The organism is Caballeronia mineralivorans PML1(12) (assembly GCF_001028175.1).
GTDB lineage: Bacteria > Pseudomonadota > Gammaproteobacteria > Burkholderiales > Burkholderiaceae > Caballeronia > Caballeronia mineralivorans.
Genome location: NZ_AEJF01000041.1, coordinates 1 through 21957, shown reverse-complemented (window position 1 = coordinate 21957; position 21957 = coordinate 1). Strand labels below are relative to the sequence as shown.

General features: G+C 60.6%; 20 protein-coding genes. 9 read left to right on the top strand and 11 right to left on the bottom strand.

Annotated elements, in window-relative coordinates; all coding sequences use genetic code 11:
* Positions 1-3 precede the first annotated feature (3 nt).
* Positions 4-903 carry a LysR family transcriptional regulator gene (locus EOS_RS04760; RefSeq protein WP_047845445.1) on the bottom strand — a complete coding sequence of 300 codons (900 nt, stop codon included), beginning with the start codon at positions 901-903 and terminating at the stop codon, positions 4-6.
* Positions 904-1161: 258 nt separating this feature from the next.
* Between EOS_RS04760 and tam the strand changes: the two genes are divergently transcribed.
* The 4 genes from tam (at position 1162) to EOS_RS04740 (ending at position 4457) form a co-directional block, all read left to right on the top strand.
* Positions 1162-1932, top strand: coding sequence for a trans-aconitate 2-methyltransferase (gene tam, locus EOS_RS04755; RefSeq protein WP_047845444.1), 771 nt, complete (start codon positions 1162-1164; stop codon positions 1930-1932).
* A 150-nt stretch (positions 1933-2082) separates the two neighbouring features.
* Entirely contained in the window at positions 2083-2529 is a 447-nt protein-coding gene (locus EOS_RS04750; protein WP_047845443.1) for a hypothetical protein, read from the top strand.
* Between the two features lie 75 nt (positions 2530-2604).
* Positions 2605-3645: a M14 family zinc carboxypeptidase gene (locus tag EOS_RS04745; RefSeq protein ID WP_047845442.1), complete on the top strand. Its 1041-nt coding sequence runs from the start codon at positions 2605-2607 to the stop codon at positions 3643-3645.
* Entirely contained in the window at positions 3642-4457 is an 816-nt protein-coding gene (locus EOS_RS04740; protein ID WP_047845441.1) for an alpha/beta fold hydrolase, read from the top strand. Before EOS_RS04745 ends, EOS_RS04740 begins: the two co-directional genes overlap by 4 nt.
* Before the next feature lie 59 nt (positions 4458-4516).
* Here EOS_RS04740 and EOS_RS04735 read toward each other — a convergent pair whose 3' ends face one another.
* The 3 genes from EOS_RS04735 to EOS_RS04725 form a co-directional block, all read right to left on the bottom strand.
* Complete coding sequence (locus EOS_RS04735; RefSeq protein WP_047845440.1) at positions 4517-6034, bottom strand: amino acid permease; 1518 nt, start codon at positions 6032-6034, stop codon at positions 4517-4519.
* Positions 6035-6123: 89 nt separating this feature from the next.
* Positions 6124-7563 (bottom strand): gamma-aminobutyraldehyde dehydrogenase, encoded by a 1440-nt coding sequence (locus EOS_RS04730; protein ID WP_047845439.1) that lies wholly within the window; start codon positions 7561-7563, stop codon positions 6124-6126.
* Between the two features lie 423 nt (positions 7564-7986).
* The gene (locus tag EOS_RS04725; protein WP_047845438.1) at positions 7987-8904 is read right to left on the bottom strand and encodes a LysR substrate-binding domain-containing protein; all 918 of its coding nucleotides are present in this window, start codon (positions 8902-8904) and stop codon (positions 7987-7989) included.
* Between the two features lie 368 nt (positions 8905-9272).
* On the opposite strand from EOS_RS04725, the gene EOS_RS04720 reads away from it, so the two are divergent.
* Positions 9273-9566 carry a hypothetical protein gene (locus EOS_RS04720; protein ID WP_047845437.1) on the top strand — a complete coding sequence of 98 codons (294 nt, stop codon included), beginning with the start codon at positions 9273-9275 and terminating at the stop codon, positions 9564-9566.
* Between the two features lie 38 nt (positions 9567-9604).
* Here the strand turns inward: EOS_RS04720 and EOS_RS04715 are convergent, their stop codons facing one another.
* The 5 genes from EOS_RS04715 to EOS_RS04695 all read right to left on the bottom strand — a co-directional run bounded on the left by EOS_RS04715 (position 9605) and on the right by EOS_RS04695 (position 15540).
* On the bottom strand, positions 9605-10519 hold the full coding sequence (locus tag EOS_RS04715) for a Csu type fimbrial protein (protein ID WP_047845498.1): 915 nt from the start codon (positions 10517-10519) through the stop codon (positions 9605-9607).
* A 48-nt stretch (positions 10520-10567) separates the two neighbouring features.
* Positions 10568-12865: a fimbria/pilus outer membrane usher protein gene (locus EOS_RS04710; RefSeq protein ID WP_047845436.1), complete on the bottom strand. Its 2298-nt coding sequence runs from the start codon at positions 12863-12865 to the stop codon at positions 10568-10570.
* 137 nt (positions 12866-13002) lie between these two features.
* Entirely contained in the window at positions 13003-13728 is a 726-nt protein-coding gene (locus tag EOS_RS04705; RefSeq protein WP_047845435.1) for a fimbrial biogenesis chaperone, read from the bottom strand.
* Positions 13729-13747: 19 nt separating this feature from the next.
* Positions 13748-14215: a Csu type fimbrial protein gene (locus EOS_RS04700; protein ID WP_235442704.1), complete on the bottom strand. Its 468-nt coding sequence runs from the start codon at positions 14213-14215 to the stop codon at positions 13748-13750.
* A gap of 872 nt (positions 14216-15087) precedes the next feature.
* Positions 15088-15540 carry a MarR family winged helix-turn-helix transcriptional regulator gene (locus EOS_RS04695; protein WP_047845433.1) on the bottom strand — a complete coding sequence of 151 codons (453 nt, stop codon included), beginning with the start codon at positions 15538-15540 and terminating at the stop codon, positions 15088-15090.
* 217 nt (positions 15541-15757) lie between these two features.
* Between EOS_RS04695 and EOS_RS04690 the strand changes: the two genes are divergently transcribed.
* Complete coding sequence (locus EOS_RS04690; protein WP_047845432.1) at positions 15758-16534, top strand: class II aldolase/adducin family protein; 777 nt, start codon at positions 15758-15760, stop codon at positions 16532-16534.
* Between the two features lie 2 nt (positions 16535-16536).
* The gene (locus EOS_RS04685; protein ID WP_235442697.1) at positions 16537-17544 is read left to right on the top strand and encodes a 2-dehydropantoate 2-reductase; all 1008 of its coding nucleotides are present in this window, start codon (positions 16537-16539) and stop codon (positions 17542-17544) included.
* A 58-nt stretch (positions 17545-17602) separates the two neighbouring features.
* On the opposite strand, the gene EOS_RS04680 is transcribed toward EOS_RS04685, so the two are convergent.
* Positions 17603-19015, bottom strand: a complete 1413-nt coding sequence (locus EOS_RS04680; RefSeq protein WP_047845431.1) for an FAD-binding oxidoreductase — start codon at positions 19013-19015, stop codon at positions 17603-17605.
* A complete protein-coding gene (locus EOS_RS04675; protein ID WP_268760290.1) occupies positions 19012-19770 on the bottom strand; it encodes a FadR/GntR family transcriptional regulator in 759 nt (252 codons plus the stop codon). Before EOS_RS04675 ends, EOS_RS04680 begins: the two co-directional genes overlap by 4 nt.
* Before the next feature lie 619 nt (positions 19771-20389).
* Between EOS_RS04675 and EOS_RS04670 the strand changes: the two genes are divergently transcribed.
* A complete protein-coding gene (locus tag EOS_RS04670; RefSeq protein ID WP_326972899.1) occupies positions 20390-21589 on the top strand; it encodes a porin in 1200 nt (399 codons plus the stop codon).
* A 273-nt stretch (positions 21590-21862) separates the two neighbouring features.
* A partial coding sequence (locus tag EOS_RS49140; protein ID WP_152693076.1) for an LEPR-XLL domain-containing protein occupies positions 21863-21957 on the top strand: 95 nt, incomplete at its 3' end.

Here is a 21957-nt window from a genome sequence, read left to right as displayed (position 1 = left end):
TCTTCAATTCTTAGGCCGCACCGCCCGCGCCTTGATCATGTCGTAAAGGGCTTGCGCGGCCGGCGATAGCCGCGCGGTCTTGCGGACCGCCAGTACCAGTGCCCGCGAGACCACCGGATCAACCAGTTCTATCGTGCGGATATTCGGATATGCGCCCTTCTGCACGGCAAGCCGCGGCACCACAGCCGCGGCAATGCGCTCGGCAACCAGCCCGACCGCCGTCGAACTGCGCTGGACTTCATAGAAAGACTGCAACCCCAACCCATTCGCCCCCAGTGCTGTATCAAGCAACGCGCGATTGCCGCTGACCTGCCCCGCGAATATCAGCGGATACGGCTGCAATTGCTTCCACGCCACTCGCCTGCGTTTGGCGAGCGGATGGTCCTCGTGACAGATCAGCACGTACTGGTCTTCGAGCAGCGGCACCGTCATAAGTTCAGGATGATGCGCGCCCGCGATATTGATACCGAACTCCGCCTCGCGGCGCAGCACCGCATCGGCCACGGCCGACGACGCGTGATCGAGAATCTTGATCCGGTTATTCGGATACCGCGCCGAATATTCCTGCATGATGCGCGGTAAATACTGAACGCCGACCGTGGGCACGCAGGCAATGGATACATCCCCGCGCTCGGCCTTGCCCGTCTCGCGGATCTCAAGCAGCGCGTCCCCCAGTTCCTCCAGCAAACGCCGCGCTTGCGGCAGGAAATCGCGGCCGATCAGGCTGAGTGCGATAGAACGCGTAGTGCGCTCGACCAGCATCACACCGAGAAAGTCCTCGAGCTTGCGCAAGCGCTGGGTGATCGCCGTCTGCGTGACATGCAATGAATCGGCAGCGTTCTGAAAGCCGCCTTTATCGGCGATGGCAACAAATGCCTGGACCCCGAGGATGTCGATTTTCATAAGAAATATGAACCAATCAGAATAATAAATTCATTTTACGCAGACATCGGCTATGCGCAAACTGGCGACACCCCACACCCCTTCCCACAGAGGAAACCACCATGTCTGCTCAAGACGAATCCCTCATTGCGATAGCCGCGCGCCTTTACCCCGAGATGGTCCGCAAGCTCGAGATCGTGCGCCGGCGTATCGTTCCGGCTTAGCCAAGCCAGTCGAACCGCGTTGCGCACCGTGATTAATCTATTAAGGAATTACACAATGAGCTGGTCTGCCAAGCAATATGTCGTCTTTGAAAGCGAGCGTACGCGCCCGATACGCGATCTGCTCGCGGCCGTTCCGGACATCGACGCACGCTCGGTCGTGGACATAGGATGCGGTCCCGGCAATTCGACCGAGGTCCTGATGGCGCGTTTTCCCGACGCGGCAATCAGCGGGTTCGACAGTTCACCGGACATGATCGAGGCTGCGCGCAAGCGCCTGCCGCAGGTTCACTTCGAGACGGCAGATATCCAGGCATGGAACGCCCCCGGCCCCTTCGATGTGATCCTGGCCAACGCCGTTCTTCAGTGGTTGCCCGATCACGCCAGCTTGTTACCCGCGCTCGTTGCGAAACTTTCGCCCGGGGGCAGTCTGGCTATTCAGATGCCGGACAATCTCGATGAGCCGGCCCATAGATTGATGCGCGAGATTGCTGCGAACGGGCCTTGGGCCAGCAAGCTGTCCGGGGCGACGAAGCTCAGGACGCCGAGGGCAAGTGCGAGTTGGTACTACGAACTGCTTCGTTCGTGTGGCGCAAAAGCGGATGTCTGGCGGACTACTTACCATCATGCGCTGGCGGGCGGAGCGAGTGCGGTCGTCGAGTGGTTCAAGGGAAGCGGTCTGCGGCCGTTTCTGGAACCGCTTACTGAAGATGAGCGCTTGGCGTTTCTGGATCGCTATAAGACCGCGGTGGGGCAGGCTTACCCAGCGTTGCCGGACGGTATGGTTTTGCTGCCGTTTCCAAGATTGTTCATCGTCGCCAGCCGCTAGGGCTGAGGTCTGCTCGCACCGGTGGACGGGGGCCTCTGCCGGCGCGAAAGAAACCCGAGACCTTAGTAGTACCGCACCTCGAAAACCCTAGCGCAAGCCATCTCAAAAAGAGTATATACTGTTTGCACTATTACCCTACCTGGAGACTCCATGTCCGGACCCACAACGAAGGCCCCCAGCAAGAAGGCTTTTCATTTCCCCAAGACGGCGGAAACGGCTGCTGCCGAACCGGCAGTAAGCAAGCGTAAAACGACCAAGGCAGCGGCTGAGGCGGCGCCGGAAACCAAGGTCAAGGCCACGCAAGCGCCCGTCAAATCGAAGACGAAAGCGGCGCCGGCAGAATCCGCCGCCCCCGAAGACAAAGTCAAACGGCCGAAAAAAGAAAAGGTGGTCCGTGACAGCTTTACCATGCCGAAGTCCGATTACGAAAAAATCAGCCTTCTGAAGCAAAAATGCCTCGCCAACGGCGTGCACGTCAAAAAAGGCGAGCTCTTGCGAGCCGGTTTGCTCATACTTGAAAAAGCTAACATCGAGCAACTTACTGCGGCTGTCGCCGCCGTCGAAACAGTCAAAACGGGAAGGCCAGGCAAGTCCTGAGCGTACCAAGCGTCCTGATGCGGCCATTCTTGTTTCCGGCCACCCCAGGACGCATCGAAAAAACAGGCCGCGGGCATGAGTACATTACGTTTAGCCTCCGCATCCGCAAGCTTTGCGGAGTTCGATGACCTCAATGCCATCCTCGCGGCCGGCGCCTCGCACTTCGACCTGCGTACGGTCGGTGAAGTGCGCGTCGGTACAAACTGCTTCCCCATATTGACCGCGGCGATTGGATCGAATGATCCTCAAGCGCCCGCAATCGGCTTTTTTGGCGGCGTGCACGGCCTGGAACGCATCGGTACGCAGTTGATCCTCGACTACATGCGCGCGCTGCTGCGGCGCCTCGAATGGGACGAACTGCTGCACGAACAGTTGTGCTCGGTGCGGCTCATTTTCATGCCCATCGTGAACCCCGGCGGCATGTGGGCCAATACCCGCTCGAATCCGAACGGCGTCGACCTGATGCGCAATGCCCCCCAAAACGCCGAAGGACGTGTCCCCTTCCTCGCGGGCGGCCAGCGTATCGGTTCATGGCTGCCGTGGTATCGCGGTCCGGCCAGGGGTTCGCTGGAAGTCGAGAGCGCCGCCTTGCTCGACGTCGTGAAGCAGGAGCTGATGACACGCCCGCTCAGCCTTGCTCTCGACTGTCATTCAGGTTACGGCTGGGGCGACAGCATCTGGTTCCCCTACGCGCGAACCAGACGGCAAATGCCTCATCTCCCCGAGATGTACCAGCTCAAGACCATGTTCGAACAGGCGTACCCGCATCACGGCTACACGTTCGAGCCGCAAAGCCACCAATACCTTCTTCACGGAGACCTGTGGGACTGCGCGTACGATCAGACGCCCGCGCCCAACGTGTTCCTGCCCATGACGCTGGAACTCGGCTCCTGGCGCTGGATCAGGAAGAACCCCAGCCAGATCTTTTCCCGCTTCGGCATGTTCAATCCGGTCAAGGCGCACAGAGTTGAACGGGTCTTGCGCCGTCACGCCAACTTCCTGGACTTCCTGACACGCGCGGCGTTCGCATCGAATAGATGGCTCCCCAAGGGCGATACGCGAAAGCAGATCCTCGAGCGCGCCATGGAACACTGGCAGCGAAAATCCTCGCGATGAGCACGTGGATCTTGCTGCGCGGACTCACGCGCGAGGGTCGTCACTGGGGATCGTTTCCGGAACAACTGGGCGTTGAAGCGGGCTTCAATCGGGACGCGAGCGGACTCACGTTGCTCGACCTCCCGGGGAATGGCCGCGAGAACGCGCTGCCGGCGCCACTCAATGTAGAAGACATGGTGAAGTTCGTCCGGTCACGAGCGGCCGATGCGGGACTGCCGCCGCCGTACCGGCTGGTCGCGATGTCGCTCGGCGGCATGGTGGCGACCGGCTGGGCGCAACGCCATCCGGAAGAGATCGAGCGGCTGGTGCTCATCAACACCAGCATGCGCCCGTTCTGCGCCATGAGCGAGCGCCTTCGACCCGCGGTTTGGCCCGCGCTGATGCGTGCCGCCGCTTCGTGGTCCGATCCATTGCGATGCGAAGAGATCATCCACGACCTCACGTGCAATCGCGTGGACACCCAGGCCGGCGACATCGCCGCATGGGCCGGGATTCGCAGGACTGCCGGGGTGAGCGCGGCGAACGGTCTGCGCCAACTGTGGGCGGCGGCGCGTTTTCGGGCCGAAAGTCACGCTCCGGCCTGCCCTACGCTGCTGCTTTCATCGAAGGCGGACCGGCTGGTCGATCCCGTCTGCTCCGCTCGCATAGCAACCCGATGGGGCGCGGCTCACGCTGTGCATCCGTGGGCCGGCCACGATCTGCCTCACGACGATCCGGTCTGGACCAGCAAGGCTATCGCCGACTGGCTGCGTACGCTGCAAAGACACGCGGACGAACCGCCGGTTGCATCGGATGGATGTCCGGTTTTGTAAGCGAACCTAGCGCGAATCATCTCCCGCATCTCGACCGGACCGATCAATAGGGTTCCCTATCAAGTATTGACGACATCCGCTTCTCCCGTCACCTCGCTCTTGATTTCCGGCGGTCCTACGAACCGCGTCCTCACGCCAAGCCCATACCAAAAGACCGCCATCACGAGGATGAGCAACAGGCTGATGTAAAGCACCTTCTCGTTAGGCGGCTGAATTCCGACATAAACAAGCACGGCCCCACCGAGCACCGCCAGCAACGCAATGGGCTTCGACCACAGGCCAAGGTTGAACGGCCCTTTGCGCACCCACGTCTTGCCTTCGGCGCCTAAGCCCGCTGCGACCGGCATCACGTACGATACGTACAGGAACACCGCACTGCCCGTCGAGAGCACCGCGAACGCGTCGCCATACAACGTCGCGGCAATAGCGAGGATTGCGGAAACCCAGATTGCGGCACCGGGCGTGCAGTGGATATCGTTGACCTTCTTCAGCCAGTTCGATGCAGGCAGCCCGCCATCACGCGCAAACGCATACATCATCCGCGAGCACGATGTCAGGCACGCAAGGCCGCACAAGTAGTTCGACAGGAAGATGCCAATGCCAAGCGCCACGCGCAGCCATGCCGGCAAGGTGCCGAGCAGCGCATTGAAGAACCCGCCGCCCTGCTTTACGCCCTCCTTGATGTCCGGCATGACGAGCAGGAATGCGCAGACCATGATGTAGCCGAACAGCGCCGACCAGGCCACGGAGCGCAGCATGCCCTTCGGTACATTGCGCGCGGCGTCGTGCGTTTCCTCCGAGGTGTGTGCGGAGGCGTCGAAGCCGGTGATGGTGTAGATGGTCAGCAGCAGCCCCGACAGGAACGCGGCCAGCATGCCTTGCTTGGGCCACGCGCCACCGTCGAAACCGGTAAAGTTGCTGAAGTCGATCAGCCGTCCGAAGTCGAGCGGCGTCTTCGAAAAGCCGAGCAGCGCCAGTGTCAGCAGCACGGCGATCGCAAAGATCAGGTAGCCCGAGAGATCGGTGAGGATCGTTGTGATCCTGATGCCGCTATGGTTGAGCCACGCCTGGCTCAGCGTCACCGCCGCGATGAACGCGGTCTGGTGCCAGAACGTGAGCGAGTCGGGATTGATGCCGAACAGCGGCGCGATCAGCGTCTTGAAGAACGGATCGTAGACGCCGAAATTCACCGACGCCACCACGAAGATCAACCCAAGCAGGTTGAACCATGCGGTCGCCCAGCCCCAGCCCTTGTTGCCGAGAATCGAACTCCAGTGATACAGGCCGCCTGCGGTCGGATAAGACGACGCGATCTGCGCCATGGAAGCCGCGACGACCAACGCGAAGAGCGCACCGACCGGCCAGCCGATACCGATGGAAGCCCCGCCCGCCGCGCTCAATGCCTGCGGAAACGCGGTAATGCCCCCCGCCAAAATACAAATGATTGAAAACGATATCGCGAAGTTCGAAAAGCCGCTCATGCGGCGCGCGAGCTCCTGGGTATAACCCATGCTTTTTAGTTGCCGGGCGTCGTGGTCCAGCGCGGTTGAAGCGTCGGCCTGATTGACTGGTTCCATGATTTTCCTCTTGCTCGGTTTGACTTCAAAGGTTGAAGGACGGGTAAGGCCGGCTTAAGAACGAGCCTGGAGGCCGCGGGGTTTGCGTCTTACTCGAACTTCGCCATCACATGGCGTGCGCAGGTGTAATCCTCGAGCGCGTAGACCGACATGTCCTTGCCATAACCGGAGCGCTTCATGCCGCCATGGGGCATCTCGCTCACGAGCATGAAGTGGGTGTTGATCCAGGTGCAGCCATAGTGCAGCTCGGCCGCTACCTTGAATGCGCGGCTCACGTCCGCGGTCCACACGGAACTCGCGAGTCCGAAGTCGGAGTCGTTGGCCCACGTGATCGCCTGGGCGGGGTCGTCGAAACGGGTCACCGAGACCACGGGTCCGAACACCTCACGCCGCACGATCTCGTCGGTCTGCAACGCGCCGGCGATCACCGTCGGCTCGTAGAAAAACCCACGCGATGCACCCGCCTTGCCGCCTGCGGTAACTTCAATATGGCGCTGGCTCGCGGCCCGCTCGACGAAGCTCGCCACGCGGCTTCTCTGGCGCTCCGATATCAGCGGCCCCATCTCGACGCCGTCCATATGCTGCTCGCCAACACGGATCGTGCTCACCGCGCTGGAGAGGTCCGCCACGAGCTTCTCGTAGATCTTCGGCCCTGCATACACGCGGCATGCCGCCGTGCAGTCCTGCCCCGCGTTGTAGTAGCCGAACGTGCGCAGGCCGGCTACTACCTGCTCCAGATCGGCGTCGTCGAATACGATCACCGGTGCCTTGCCGCCCAGCTCCAGATGCGTGCGCTTGACGGTGCGCGACGCCGCTTCAAGAATCTTCTGTCCCGTCGATACATCGCCGGTGATCGAAATCATGCGCACGTCCGGCTGCGCGATCAGCGGCGCACCGACGGTGTCGCCACGTCCGATCACCACGTTGATCACGCCAGGCGGGAAGATAGCGGCCACGAGTTCAGCGAGCTTCAGCGTGGTGAGGGGCGTCTGCTCGGACGGCTTGAGCACGACCGTGTTGCCCGCCGCCACGGCCGGCGCGATCTTCCAGGCGGCCATCATCAACGGATAGTTCCAGGGCGCGATCGATGCCACCACGCCGAGCGGATCGCGTCGCACCATGCTCGTGTATCCCGGCAAATATTCGCCTGCAAGCTGTCCGTGCTGGGTGCGGCATGCGCCTGCGAAAAAGCGGAATACATCGGCCACCGCCGGGATCTCGTCGTTGAGCGCGCCGAGATAAGGCTTGCCGCAATTGAGCGACTCCAGCCGCGCAAATTCAGTCGCACGTGCTTCGATGGCATCGGCGAGTTTGAGCAGCAGGTTCGCGCGATCCTTCGGCACGGTCTTCGCCCACGCGGGAAACGCGCGGCTCGCGGCAGCCACCGCTGCTTGCACCTGATCGAGCGATGCCTCGGCAATACGCGCGATGGTGTCGCCCGTCGCCGGGTTCAGGACGTCCTCCACATCCCCCGCGCCGGGCACGAATTCGCCGCCGATCAGAAGGCTGGTTTGCACGGTCTGTTCCATATGTCGGTCTCTCTTGTTGGAAGAAGCAATGCGGCGCCCGGTTGCTGCGTTATGCGGGCGCATTCTCGGTAATGAGCTCGAACTGCATTTACATCGGGTAATGCAGGAATCGCGAGGAATGCAGGGATTTTAGAGTCGCGTTTTTTTTGACCGCCAGCCAGCATCGCAGATAGGAGCTATCGATAATTCCGAACGGAACGCATGTCTAGCGCGCATTTAGGCATTTTTGGAGTGCACGGTTGTTAAGCGACCGGAGGATGACAAGCAGGTTGCAACGGCCTTTCGCCATTACCAGCCTCAGTCGCGGCGCAGGACGCCGCATTGCGGGTCTTGGGGTCCATGCACGGGCGTTACGGGATAACCCTCTCCCAACACCGTCCAGAATTCCGTAAAACAGAACGCATGCAAGGTTATATCGGAAAATCAGATCGAAATTTTGGCGTGCCCACGTGTATGTTCGCGCGCGACCACGAGGAAATTTTGAGCCGTCTCGGACTGCGTGAGCCCGCGACGCCATGCAATGCCAATATCGATCTTCGGCATTTCTTCCAGGATGTTACGTACTTCGAGCCGATCGCCATCGAGCGACCATGGGCGATACAGCACATCGGGCAGGATCGACAAACCCGCGCCCGTCGCAACAAGACTGCGCACCGCCTCTACCGACGCCGTGCGCATCACCACGTTCGGCTTGAGGCCGGATGCACGCCAGTAAGTATTGGTGTTGTCTTCCAGCTCATCGACCTTGAGCATGATCATCGCCTCGTCAGCGATCTCACGCAGAGAGATGCTGCCGAGCCCGCGCAATGCATGGTTCGCGGGCAGCCATAACCGCCATGCGGCCGTGATGAGCGATTCGGTTTCTATAGCCTGTGCGTTCTCGATGTTCGACACGATCAGCACGGCCACATCGAGCTCGCCATTCACCAGCAAATGCTCGATGTAATCGCGCTGGTCCTCGATCACGTTGACCTCCACTTTCGGAAACACGCGGCGGTAGTGGTCGAGCAGATAGGGCAGGAAGTAGCCCGTCATCATGGTCGTGACGCCGATATTCAGCCGCCCGGTCATGGTGTCGGGCCGCGACGACATCGCCTGCTGTGCGTTGCGCACCGCAGCGAGGATCTGGTGCGCATGGCGCAGGAACTGATGCCCTGCGTGCGTGAGGACCATGCCACGCGCGTGGCGCACGAAGAGCTGCGCGCCGACTTCGGTCTCGAGTCCCTTGATGGCGTCGGTGATGACCGACTGCGAAATGTTCAGCGACTGGGTCGCGCCCGTCACCGATTCAGCTTCGGCGACGGCGATGAAATAGCGCACGCTTCTGAGTGACAGGCTCATGGGAATCCGGCGTCGAAACGGTTAAGCCGCGACTATAGCCGAGCCGATAAAAACATGAACCCTGGCGTGTCGCGTAGTGGAAGTTTTCGCCGGTTCCGCCGAATACATGATCTCGTATCGTTATGGCGTGTGTTCGAGAGCATCAAGCGTCTGGAGGAATGTCCCGCCGCCGATACGAAAAAGCTCGACGTTGCAAAGCCTGACACGAATTAATCCAGCCGTCGCACTGCCTGCCAGAAAGGCTTATTGTGCGGAATATCGCTAAAGTCTTCCGTCGATCTGCCGATACCTTAGGGAGCAGCTTCGGACCGGCTTTCGGAGTTCAAAAAAAGCACTTACACGCCGGCGGCGTCACCATTAGACCTCATATGTTGCAAAAAAATAAACCACTCACGCTCGCGGCGATCCTGCTGGGCGCGTTTGCATCGGACGTGTCGCCCACGGAACTGGCAACGCTGTCGGTCAGCCTCGTCGTGCAGGAAAGCTGCGTGATCCAGTCGGCCGCCGAGCCCTCGGCCATCGCGAAGCCCAACGTGTCCTGCCTGCACGGCCAGCCCTACGACATCGCACTCGTGGCGGTGGATCCAACCCAAACCCCTTCTACCGTGCAGTACGCCAATCGCGGCGCCGCGCAGTCCACGGTGTGGATGGTGGGCTTCTGAATTCTGAAACGCACGCGCCGCGCTGCCGCAATGCGGTCTCAAAAGCTGATCGTGGCGGTAATCGTGTCCGTATACGCGCCCGGCGCGGGCGTGTTTTGCGCGGGCACCACGCCATACACGGTGAGTGCCTGCGAATTTCCCGTGCCGGTGCTGGTCGCCTGAGTGGTGCCGGCAGTGCCGTCGCCCCACGCGGTGGTCAAGCCCGCATCGAGGTAGAGCTGATAGTTCACCGTGCCCCCTCCTCCCGTGCGTGTCATCTGCCGCGCCGCTACCGTGCCATTCGTGCCGCCGTTCAATGCGATCCGATACGCGTCGCCGTTGGTGCATTGCGCCGTAATCGAAGCAGTGGCGTTCAACGCGCTGCTCAGCACGCCGGTGGCCGCAAAATTAAGGTTAGTTGCACTGATGTTGCAGTTGTTCACGACCGTCGCGGTAGCGTTGAACGCAAACGTGCCGGAGGACGCAGTGAGCGACGCGCAAGTCGGGGCCCCGAGTAAATAGAAGCCGGTATTAATCGATGTCTGGCTGCCGCCAAACGCTTGGGTGTATATCGTACTGGCGTTGCCGACACTCGGCACCGTGGGTTGATTGGCCGCGATCTGCCCGTAGATCGTCACGGACTGGGTCGCGCTTGTGCCGAGCGCGGGTTTGACCAGCGTGAGCGAGATCGGCGTGGTGCCGGAAGTGATCGACCCCCACACCAGCGAGTGAGCCGCGTCCTGATACAGGTCGTACTGCAACTGGTTGGCACCGTTAGTCATCGAGCGAGGACTGGTGCCCCCCAGGTTCAGGCACACCTGGGCGTTCGGCACCAGTGTGATTGCGGGCCACGTACACGTCACGCTCACGCTACCCGTCGTGGCGACGGCCGCGTGGCTGATCGGACTCACCGAACCGAAACTGATTGCCGATGCAACCGCCGAGCAGCTCTGCGCGCTCGCGCGGTTCGGCATGCCCAGCGCCACTGCGAACACAAGGCACACAAGGGAACAGGATCCGCCTCATCGCGCAGCCCCTGCTTGTGGACGGCACGTCAACGGGCCTATCGTCGGCAGCGAGCCATCGCCCGGATGCACGTAAGCAAATTCCACCGCGCAATGCAACAGACCGCTCTCGATGACCAGGTGATTGTCGTGCTGCAAGCCCTCGATGAAGGCCAGCCCGTCGTAGCCTACGATCGTATCGTTGCCGCTTTCCTCGTGATGCACAGCTGCTCCAGGCGGCAGCACGCGGCCATCGGGACCCTGCAGGATCACCGAGGCAGCGCTGTAATGCGTCACCCCGAAACGGGCGAGCACGCCCGACTGCGCCTGCGGCACGAGATTCATCGAGGTGGTGTCGATGCGCGCATCGGCGGGCAGCTTCATGCTGTCGATGGCCACCTGATTATCCTGATACGAGTTGAGATCGGGAACCAGGAAATGGCCGCCGCTATCGGTGACACCGATCACGCGGTTTTCATGCAGCACGGGAATGCCGGCGACACCATCGGTCGAGACCAGCGCGAAGCCGTCATAAATGCGGCGCGACGGCTGCACGCTGCCGTCCATCAGCACCACGGTGCCGGTGACATCGAGCGACGCGGTACCGTGTCCCGCGATGTCTTGCGCGACGGCCGTCACCTGTCCGCCCTTGCCGAGGTATTGCACCTGAGCCTGCCGATAAGGCGCGGCGCCCGCGTCGCCGGCCTGCACGCCCCAGCCCCAGCCGCCGTCGTAATCGGGTGGTCGCGTTGCGTTGACGTTGTAGTTCGACTGCCCGTTCTGTCTGCCGACGTTCGCGTTGACAGAGGTGTTGTTGCCCAGTCCGAAGCTCACGCTCAGGAACACGCCGCGCGAGTCGTGCTGCTTGAAATCCTTGTAGGCGCTGAGATTGAGCGAGGCCAGGTTGCCGATGTTCAGCGTGTACGACGCGGATCCAATCTGCGAAGGCTGCGCCTGCGGAAACTTGAAGCCGATATAGCTGAGCGAAAAAGTCTGGCTGTTGAAGATCGGCAGGGCAAGCGTCACGCGGTCGGTCGTGGTCGGCACAGGCGTGCCATCCCGGGCAGCGAGATCGCCATAGTTGCCGAACGCGCGAATGGTCTGTGCATCGATGGAAAAATGCGGCTCGATCAGTTCATAACCGAAGCTTGCCTGGGTGCCTGCCAGACGCCCCGCACTCGCCGACAGCGAGCCGTTGACAACGCCCGCCATGCCAAGCCGCACGAGCGCCCCGCCACCGGCGTTGTAGACCCCACTGGTGGCCTCCGTGTGCGCTTCGACCGTCAGGAGATCATTGACGCCATAGCGGGCCGAACCGCTGACCGCGGGCCGCGGATCGTAGTCGAACGAATTCAGGCCGTACGCACGGCGCAGGAAACCCGCCTCGAACGAATAGCTGGACAGTCCGGTGGCGAGCAGACGTGTGTCGACATAAAGCGGCACGGACGTCGCGACCGTGCGGCCCAGCGCGTCGCGCGTGATCACGGTCGCCTGGCCGCCCCCTGTGATGCCGGGCACGTTGTTGACGATGAACGGCCCGCTTGGCACATTGCCGCTGAATTGCCGGATGCTGTTGATATACAGGTCCACCGAGGACGGCACCACCGCCGACCCCGCGAACGCGGGCACGGGAAACGTCACGAGGTCCGGGCGCAACGCGAAATTGCTGCGCCACTGGAATCCGCCGATGCGCACTGAGCGCGACCACGCGAGCGACGACGAGATGGTGTCGCCGAACTGCGTCGTACTCAGCTTGACGGGGTCCGACATGCTCCACGACGTGTCGTAGCGCGTATAGCGGCGCTCGTTGCGATACAGGTACATGATGCCGGTATTGCTGAATACGCCGGTGGGATCGAAGTAACGCTCCTCGCTCCAGATCGCTAGTTGCGCGTCCGTGTTGCTTTGCGCGTAGGCGTCGTAGTTGATGAGCAACCCACGCGACGAGGTAGCCGGGGGCGTCTTGATCTGTGCGCGAGTATCGAAGCTATAGGGCTTGCGCAGGTTGTCCGGGACTTGCAGGGACACAACCTGGCGCGCGGCGTCGTAGGTGTAATGGAGCCCGGGGATGGAGTCCAGTTGCACCTCGGCAGTCTCCGCGATACCGAGCCGGTCGAGCGCGAGTCCCATGTTGTCCAGGTCCCTGGCCGTCACGGCGAGATGCCCGTCCAACTCACGAAACTGGGCGATCACCGAGGTGCGCTGGCCATTGAGTTCCACTTCCAGATACACGTCATGCGGGAGGTTCGCGCTCACGGGCAAGGCAAGCTGCGGTGCTTGCCCGTAAACGGGCAAGCAGGCGAGGACAACGTTCATCCCCGTTGCGACTAGCGCTATGCGGAGGCGGTGCAGATGACGCGTTGGCCGTCGTCGGATTCTCATCGATTGAATTGGGGTGCATCATGTCAACGCCCGGCACTACACAAGCATGCAGCGATGAGGTCATGCTGTTGCTAACCCGGCTGCCCAACCGTGACGGCGGCTTCGGACGGCAGCGAGTTGACCGCGGCCCGCACCTTCACCGTGCCGCGCATGTCGGCCTCAGCCGGCAGCGGCACCGGCCACTGGCGTGCACTTCCAGCCAGCGCGTAGCCGAGCAATCCCTTGTTGATCTCATAGACCTTGCCCGCGCTGTCCACCAGTTGAACGGCGGCGATCTGCGCACGCTTCTGACCGCCGTTATCGACGCGCAGCACCCAGCCGTTGTCGGTACGAACGAGGTGCCAGGAAAGCACGGGCTGAGGCGCCTTGCCGGCCGGTTCCACGAATACGGGTACGGAATAACGCAGGCGGATCATCACGCCGCCCGTAGGCGCTGCGTCCGGTGACGGCAGTTCGTCGATCAGGATCCGATAGCTCTGCTCGGCCGTGACCGGAGCGGGTGAAGTCCGCACCAGCCGGACAAGCTGGTCGGCCTGTGCGCCGATCTGGATCAACGGTGGACTCGCTACCAGCTCCTGCGTTGGTGTCAGCGTGTCTTCGCGACCGGACTGGTCCCAGCGAAACACGCGAACCTGGCCATACAGCGGCCGGTCACCGGGGTTGCGAAGCGTAATGCCCGTTGCACTCTCGTTCGACTGGAGATCCACCATCACCGGCGAAATCTGCAACGTAGCCGCCTGCGCGGTCAGCACTGCCGTGAACAGCAAAAGCGCAAAGACGTTCGAGATCCTCACCATGAGACCGCCCCTCGGCGGATCAAAAATAGACCGTTGCAGTGACAGTGGTCTGATAGAGATCAGGCTTCGGCGTGGCTTGCGGGGGTACCTGGCCATAAACAGTGAGTGACTGTGCTGACCCGGTGCCCGTCCCGGCCACGGTATTCGTGCCCTGGGTGGTGCCCCATACGGTCGTGCGGCCGGCGTCCTGATAGAGCTGGAAGCCTACGGTCGTGCCGGTGTTCCCCGTGGCCGTACCGGCTAGCAAACGGCTTGTGACGGTCGAACCCGCCACCGTGCCGCCGTCCAGTCCGACGTTGTAGGGCGTGGTGTTCGTGCAGGTGACCGCGAGGGTGGTTTGCTGATTGAGCGCGGTAGCCAGCACGCCATTCGTGCCGAAGCTCAGCGGTGTGGCCGTAATCGTGCAATTGGCTTGCAGTGTCAGCGTGACATTGAACGTGGCCGTGGCCGTGCCGTTTGAATAGATGGCGGCGTTGGCAACGGGCATGACCTGTGCAGAAAGCAGGACGCCGGTGAGTGCGGACAAAATGACCTTTGGCTTCATCACGTTAACCCTCTATATGCGCCGATTATAATTACGCGGCAGAGCCGATCTCAAGTTTCAGAATCATATTACCTTTTGAACGAATCTTCTCCAAACGAAATAATCTTTAACAGTATTTAACCTTATAGCGGCGCAGATTGGAGTGCGGTTTAATTGCCGGCTTACGGCTTCGCGATCTATTCCGTCATAACCTCGGGAAGCTTAGGCATCTAATAAATAATCGTATCGCCGCTTGCATGGAAGTCATCTCCCGATCCAGTATTTATCGCGACGTCAAGCAGCCCTCTTTGCCACGGGTTATTTGATGTGCCGGGTTTGAATATTATTGGAAGATCCTTCGACAGTCGCCGCACAGCGCGAGTTCCATAGGTACTTTATTTAAACGGAAGACATAGCGTCGTGGATTTGTTTTCCGCAACTTCGCGGTCCGCCTCAAAATTGTCCACCCGGGAGGTTAATCGCTTAATCTGATCTGTAAAATGTCGCTCCTCCCCACAAATGGTTTGGCGTATTTCCCGGCTGAGGCCAAGGTCGGATATTCAGCGTCGACACGGATACCGTAAACATCAATTTATCTTCGTAATCGCGGTGACGCTCGCCATGAAGAATTCAAAGAGCGAATGGAATGCGGAAGCCCTGCGAGGCCGGCAGTTTTGAAAATGGAAACGGGGTTGGAAGCGTAGTCGAACAAACTGCAATGCGCAAACCCGCCGATTATTCGAGAGCGGCCAGCAGGTCGTCGATTGCACGGCATTTTGGTCCCGCCGAGAGCGGCGGCGCTGCTCGGACAGTCTGCGAGTAACTGTCAGTAACTATCACCCGGCCGTCTCGTCACCCCCCTGCGCCGCGATCAATTTAGCCAGTATCTTCCCGAGCGCCTCCCGCTCTGCCTGACCCAGCGTCGCGAGGATATCGTCATTGCGCGCCTTCGCGATCGCCGCGGCGCGTGTGTATGTCTTCTTGCCCTTGGCAGTCAATGTAACGACCACGCCCCGTCCGTCCGTCGCGCTCGACGTCTTCTCGACCAGGCCCTTTCGTTCGAGTATGTCTGTGGCGCGGCTTGCCTGACTGCGATCGAGATTGGATGCTTTGCCAAGATCCGATACCGAAAGCGTGCCGAACGAACCCACGCTTAGCAGGACACGAGCTTCCGTTAGCGTCAGGGCGATTCCATCGGTAAATGCTTCGTTCATCGTCCGGTCGGTCTGCTTCTTAAGCACGTGCAACCGATAGGTAAACAAGCCCTCGATCACGTTTCGATTCTTCATTCACTCCCTCGACTATTTGTTGCCCTTCATCTGTGCGCAAGCAGCATATCACCCTGGATAGTGCTTGCTGTAAGCATTTTCTTAAGTATTATATGCTTGCGCACGCATCAATTAATCGCTAGCATCGGGTTAGCTTTTTCAACGACGTCATACTATGAGCCTGGCAACCGCCTGCGAATTTCAGTCAATGCGGCGGAGCAGAATAGGGAGACACATCATGACCCATTCCGACCGTAGCACTCCGCCCTCGCCCGCCTGGTGTTCACCTGAAGAATGGGAGACCCGCCTCAAGCTTGCCGCAACGTACCGTGTGTTTCATGTGCTCGGCTGGACCGAGTTGATTTTCAACCACATTACGTTGCGTGTGCCCGGGCCGGGCAAGCACTTCCTGATCAACCCTTTCGGGCTGACGTTCGACGAAGTCACCGCGTCCAATCTGGTCAAGATCGACTTGAGCGGAAAAATCCTGAGCCCATCGGATTACCCTATCAATCCAGCAGGCTTCGTCATCCATAGTGCGATTCACGAGCATGTGGAGGACGCACATTGCGTCATGCATACTCATACGACCGCGGGGCTCTCGGTTGCATGCATGGAGGAAGGTTTGTCGTACACGAACTTCTACTCCGCTCAGTTGCACAACATGGTTGCCTATCATCCGTTCGAGGGCATCACCGTTCACGACGACGAGAAGTCGAGGCTGCTAAGCTCAATGGGCAACAAGCGCCTGCTGATTCTTCGAAGCCACGGACTGCTCTCGCATGGAGCCACGATCGCTCACGCGTTCGCCTTGCTGTGGACCCTGAACCGCGCGTGCGAGATTCAGGTCGTCACGCACTCCATGCGTGGCAACACGCTGCCCATCAGCGATGAAATCGTGAAAGGCACCACGCGGGATTCACTACAGTTCTCACCCGCACACGGCGCCGGCGAGAATGTTCTGGCCGCACTTATTCGACGCGTCGATCGCATCGATGCTTCGTACAGGAGATAGATTTGAACCAGCAAGCCATCAAAATCACCGTGGTCGGCGGGGGTGCCATCGGCGGGATCGTTGCTGCCCGTCTCGCGCGTGCAGGCATCGCCGTGAATCTCTTGGCGCGTGGCCCGCATCTTGACGCGATACAACGCAATGGCCTGACCGTCATTGAAGGCGACCAGCGTTATGTCGTCGACGTCAACGCGACCGATCAACCCGGCACGCTCGGTGTTCAAGACCTGCTGTTTATCTGCCTGAAGGGACCGGCACTGATACAGGCGGCGAGATCGCTGGCGCCGCTGGTGGACGGCAACACGCACATTGTCTCCGTCATGAACGGCGTGCCGTGGTGGTTTCTCAACGCGTTCGGCGGGCGTCTTGCAGGGCAACGGCTCGAATCAGTCGATCCGGGAGGCATTGTGTCGTCTGTACTGCCGCCGTCGCAGGTCTCGGGTTGCGTCGTGCATATTTCCTCGTCGATCGCCGGACCGGGCGTCATTAAAAAGGGCTATGGCAATCAACTCATCGTCGGGCCTGCCTCTGCCGGCGTCGCCGATCAGGCCGCCCGCGCGATCAACCTGTTGCGGCTCGCTCAATTCGACGTAACGGTATCGAACCAGATTCGCAGCGATATCTGGGTCAAGCTGTGGGGCAACATGACCATGAACCCCATCAGCGCGATCACGCGTTCAACTGGCGATGTCATTCTCGACGACCCGTTGACGGAGCAGCTGGTTGTTTCGATCATGGAAGAGGCGCGGCGGATCGGTGAGCAAATCGGGATTGAACTGAACATGACCGCTCAGGCGCGCAACGCGCAAACGCGCAAGCTCGGTGCGTTCAAGACATCGATGCTTCAGGACGTGGAGGCGGGCCGTCAGATGGAGATCGAAGCGATCCTGGGCGCGCCTCACGAACTTGCAGCAAAAGCCGGGGTTCCGGCGCCGTTTCTTAGCATGTTGTATGGACTCGCGGGCCAGTTGAATGCCAATTTAGGCGCCAATGCTAATGCGCCGACGCGTTAAGCGCTCAAGCGCTCAAGCGCCCGCCGTCTTCGCGCTTGCCCCCCGCGCCCGTGTTTTATCAGAAAATCTTGCCCGGATTCATGATGCCGTGGGGATCGAAAACCTTTCGAACCTCGCGCATGAGGCGAATTTCCAGCGGGTCTTTATAGCGGCTGAAATATTCGCGCTTCAGTTGCCCAATGCCATGTTCGGCGCTGATGCTGCCGCCGTAACGCGCCACTTCGTCCAGCACTTCGGCGGTCAATCCCTCGCCATGTTGTTTGAAGAAATCGCGCGGTGCGCCGGCCGGACGCGAGAGATTGTAGTGAAGATTGCCATCGCCGAAATGACCGAACACGATCAAGCGCACGCCGGCGTGATGCTTGTTGACACGTTCTCCCGCAGACGCAAGGAACGCCGGAATAGACGCGATCGGCAGCGAGACGTCATGCTTCACGTGCGGACCATCCGCGCGCTGCGCTTCGGAGATTTCCTCGCGAAGCCGCCACATGCTGTTCACCTGCGCAATTGATTCGGATACCGCAGCATCCACGCACAGCTCTCGTTCCAGTGCTTCGCCAATGACCGTCTCCACGAGTTCGCGCAAGGCTGCTTCATCGACGGTATCGGCGAGTTCGATCAGCACGTATCCCGGATGACGTTCGGCGAACGGAGCGCGCATGCCCTCGACCTGTTCGAGCACCATGTCCAGGCATTCGGCTGTGAAGAACTCGAACGCCTGCATGCGCGGGCCGCCGCGTTCGAACAGGAGTTCGAACAGGTCGAGCGCCTGCTGCGACGAATTCACGGCCGCCAGCACGACCACGCGCACATCGTTGCGCGGATAGAGCCGCAGCGCCGCAGCGGTGATGATGCCCAGCGTCCCCTCCGCGCCGATCAGCAATTGCTTCAGGTCGTAACCCGTGTTGTCCTTGCGCAGCGTGCGCAAGCCGTGAAAGATTTCGCCGTTTGGTAGCGCGGCTTCAAGACCCAGCACCAGTTCCCGCGTCATGCCGTAGCGCACGACATTCACGCCGCCCGCATTCGTCGACAGATTGCCGCCCAACTGACACGAATCTTCGGCGGCGAGACTGAGTGGCAGCAGGCGATGTTCATCGGCGGCTGCGCGCCGCAGGTTGCCGAGAATGCAGCCGGCTTCGGCGACCAGCGTATTGCCGATCGTATCGATGCTGCGAATCGCGTGCATCCGGTCCAAGCTCACGATCACGTTGGCCGGACTGGCGTCGGGTGTCGCGCCACCGCACAGGCCCGTGTTGCCGCCACGCGGCACGACCGGCACGCGGGCTTCCGAGCACAACGCGAGGCATGCGGCAACGTCGGCCGTACTCGAGGGGCGCACGACCGCCTGTGCGTGGCCTGTATATAGACCGCGCCAGTCCGACAGCCACGGGGCGATTGCGTCCGGTGCCGTGACAACGGCGTCGCGGCCGAGCTTGTCGATCAGACGTTGGGAGAAAGTGGAATCGGTCATTTGTTGGCGGTCGATTTGTTGGTCGATGAGTTCAGGGTGGCGGCGCCGACGAGCGCGTCGCCGCCGGGAATCGGCAGGTTGAGACGGGCAGCGGCGCGCCGCAGGTGCGAGGTCGCGGCAATGCGGGCCGCCCGCGAATCGCCGGCGCGGATTGCTTCGAATACGCGGACGTGTTCGCGATGCACTTCATCGGGCAAGCGCTGACGGGCGAGCGAATGTGTGCGGGCCGTCTGCACAGCCTGGCGGATCTGGAGGTTAAGGTACTGGAGCAGGTCGACGTAGTAGCGGTTGTGGGTGGCTTCAGCGATCGCTACGTGAAAAGCGATGTCCAGCTCAACAGCCTGATCCGGGGTGTAGAGGTTATCGGAGAGCGATCTGAGAATGGCCGCCAGCGCGTCGATGTCGGCGTCGGTCCGGCGCACGGCTGCCAGCGCCGCTGCCGCGCCTTCCAGGTCGAGCCGAAGTTCGTATACATCGGCGAGATCCGCCCGGTCCGCGCCGACCGCGTGGGAGACGCGGAAACCTCCCGTTTCCGTGCGCGCCTTCACGGTGCAGCCCGCGCCCTGCCGGCTGTCGATCAGGCCGTTCGAGCGCAAACGCTCCGTCACTTCGCGAATAACCGACTGGCTTACGCCGAAGCGGATGGCGAGATCCTTGCCGGACGGGAGTTTGGTACCGACCGGGTAGACCCCGTCGCGGATGTCGCCGGTCATTTGCTCGGCGACCTGCTGGGTCAGGGTTAGCGCTTTCGTCACGAGGGGTGCAGGCGTTTCCGCCGTCCATTTTCAGGTTATCCGGTTTGCATGTTATATGAAAACTTTTGATGAGTGAATGGAGAATGCTCCTACGCTCGGGCCAGGTTTGTGAGCAGCTTGTCCCGCAGCGACTGAAGCGAACACGCCGGCCTGACCGGCTTCACGCGCCGCGGATTTCCTTGACTTAGCTAGCGTAAGCACCCCTGGCGAACGACGAACGCCTTTAGGGGCGAATACTCTTCAAATTGGCTCTGAATTTTCCAGAATTTGCCAGCGTTTCAATAAATTGTTGTCCAAATAATACGCGGGCGGCGCAATGTCCCACGCGCAAACGAATGCGAGTTCTTTTTCATATAAATGAAACCGAGCCGCTCTAAGGTTCGTGCAGCCGGACGCTCAGCAGCCTTCTATAGCCTTACACACAGGGGATGCCGGGCGATTTCCTGCTTGTGGTCGGACGGCCTGCGAACCAGAAGATTTGGTCTGCCAATTATTTCCTCCAGTAATTTCTTGGAATATTGCTGTTTAAAGCAATGGAATAACCATGCGATCAAAACGCTTCTGGACTTTCCGACATCATTAACGAGGATCATTCCTCTTTTAGAACTGAAAAGAACAGATGAAAATTCAAAAGACCACGGCTGCCATCCTGACGATGGCAGCATTTGCGGGCGCCGCACACGCACAAAGCAGCGTGACCTTGTACGGCATTGCCGACGGCGGGCTTCTCTTCAACAACAACGTCAAGGGTGCGAAGCTGTACTCGTTCTCCAGCGCCAACTCGTCGCGTTGGGGCTTGCAGGGCGCTGAAGACCTGGGCGGTGGTCTCAAGGCGATCTTCACCCTGGAAAACGGCTATACCCTCGGCACCGGCACCTTGAGCCAGGGTGGGCTGGAGTTCGGACGGAAGGCCTTTGTCGGCTTGAAGAGCGATACGTACGGTACGGTCACGTTGGGCCGCCAGTATTCGGCGAGCAACGACGCCACCGCCTCGTTCGCGTCCGGCGCCGACTGGGCTGCATCCGGCCTCGGTTACGGTACGCGCGCAGGCGACGTCGATAACGTGGATACGTCGAACCGCGTTCAGAACGCCCTCAAGTATACGAGCCCCAACTACCGTGGTCTGACGGTCGGCGTCCTGTACAGCCTGGGCGGCCAGGCCGGCCAGTTCTCGAGGAACGAAGTCACCGACGCAGGGGTTTCGTACGCAAACGGCCCGATCAAGCTCGGCGCGAGCTACATGTTCACCAAGGACCCGTATTACGCGACGTTCGGTAATCAGGGCAACTCGTCGACGCCGTCGTCGTCGGCCACGGGCGCGAACAACAACATGCCGAGCCGCATTTACGGTGGCTACGCATCGGCGGGATCGCAGCAGATCATCACGGCCGGCGGTTCGTACGTGCTGGGAGCGGCGACGATCGCCGTGCTGTACTCCAACACGCAGTTCCAGAACCTCGGTTCGGTCAGCGCTGTGGGCAGCTACGGCACCAAGTACAACGGCGGAACCGCTACGTTCAATTCGGGCGAACTGAACGTGAAGTACGCGCTGACCCCTGCCCTGACGCTGGCCGGCGCCTACATCTATACGCATAACAGCGGCGCCGACGGCGTTGGCAGCGCCAAGTACAACCAGTTCAACCTTGGCACCATCTATTCGTTGTCCAAGCGTACGTCGTTCTACGCGATCGGCTTCTTCGAGACCGCTTCGGGTGTTGATTCGACGGGCAAAGCGGCTGTTGCGGACTTTAGCGGCTCGTCCTACTCGTCCAACAACCATCAGTTGGCGGCCATCATCGGCATGACCCACAAGTTCTAAGCGATGGCCTGACGCTTTGGCCGGCACGCCCGGCAGCGTTTCTTGAAGCGTTAAGGCACTCCGGCCTTCCCTGCACGGTTCTTACCGGGTAAGGGAAGGCCGGTTTTTTTGGCCATTCGTTTCGCTCGCCCCTTGCGGGAAGCTCTTCTGCTGCAGGACAGATACCCAAAGAAAAACGATATGAGCACTCGGCCCATATCGCCCACTCAGTCCTTCGTGGGAAAAATCGCCGGCGGGTGGAGACGCAAGCAAATTGGTAGTCTTTGACGCAAGATGAATGCGCTGCGTGCCGCCGAACGACGCGTGCGATTCGATCAGTTGGAGCGGCGCGTGCTTCTCAGTACAACACTACCGAGCGGATCGACTCA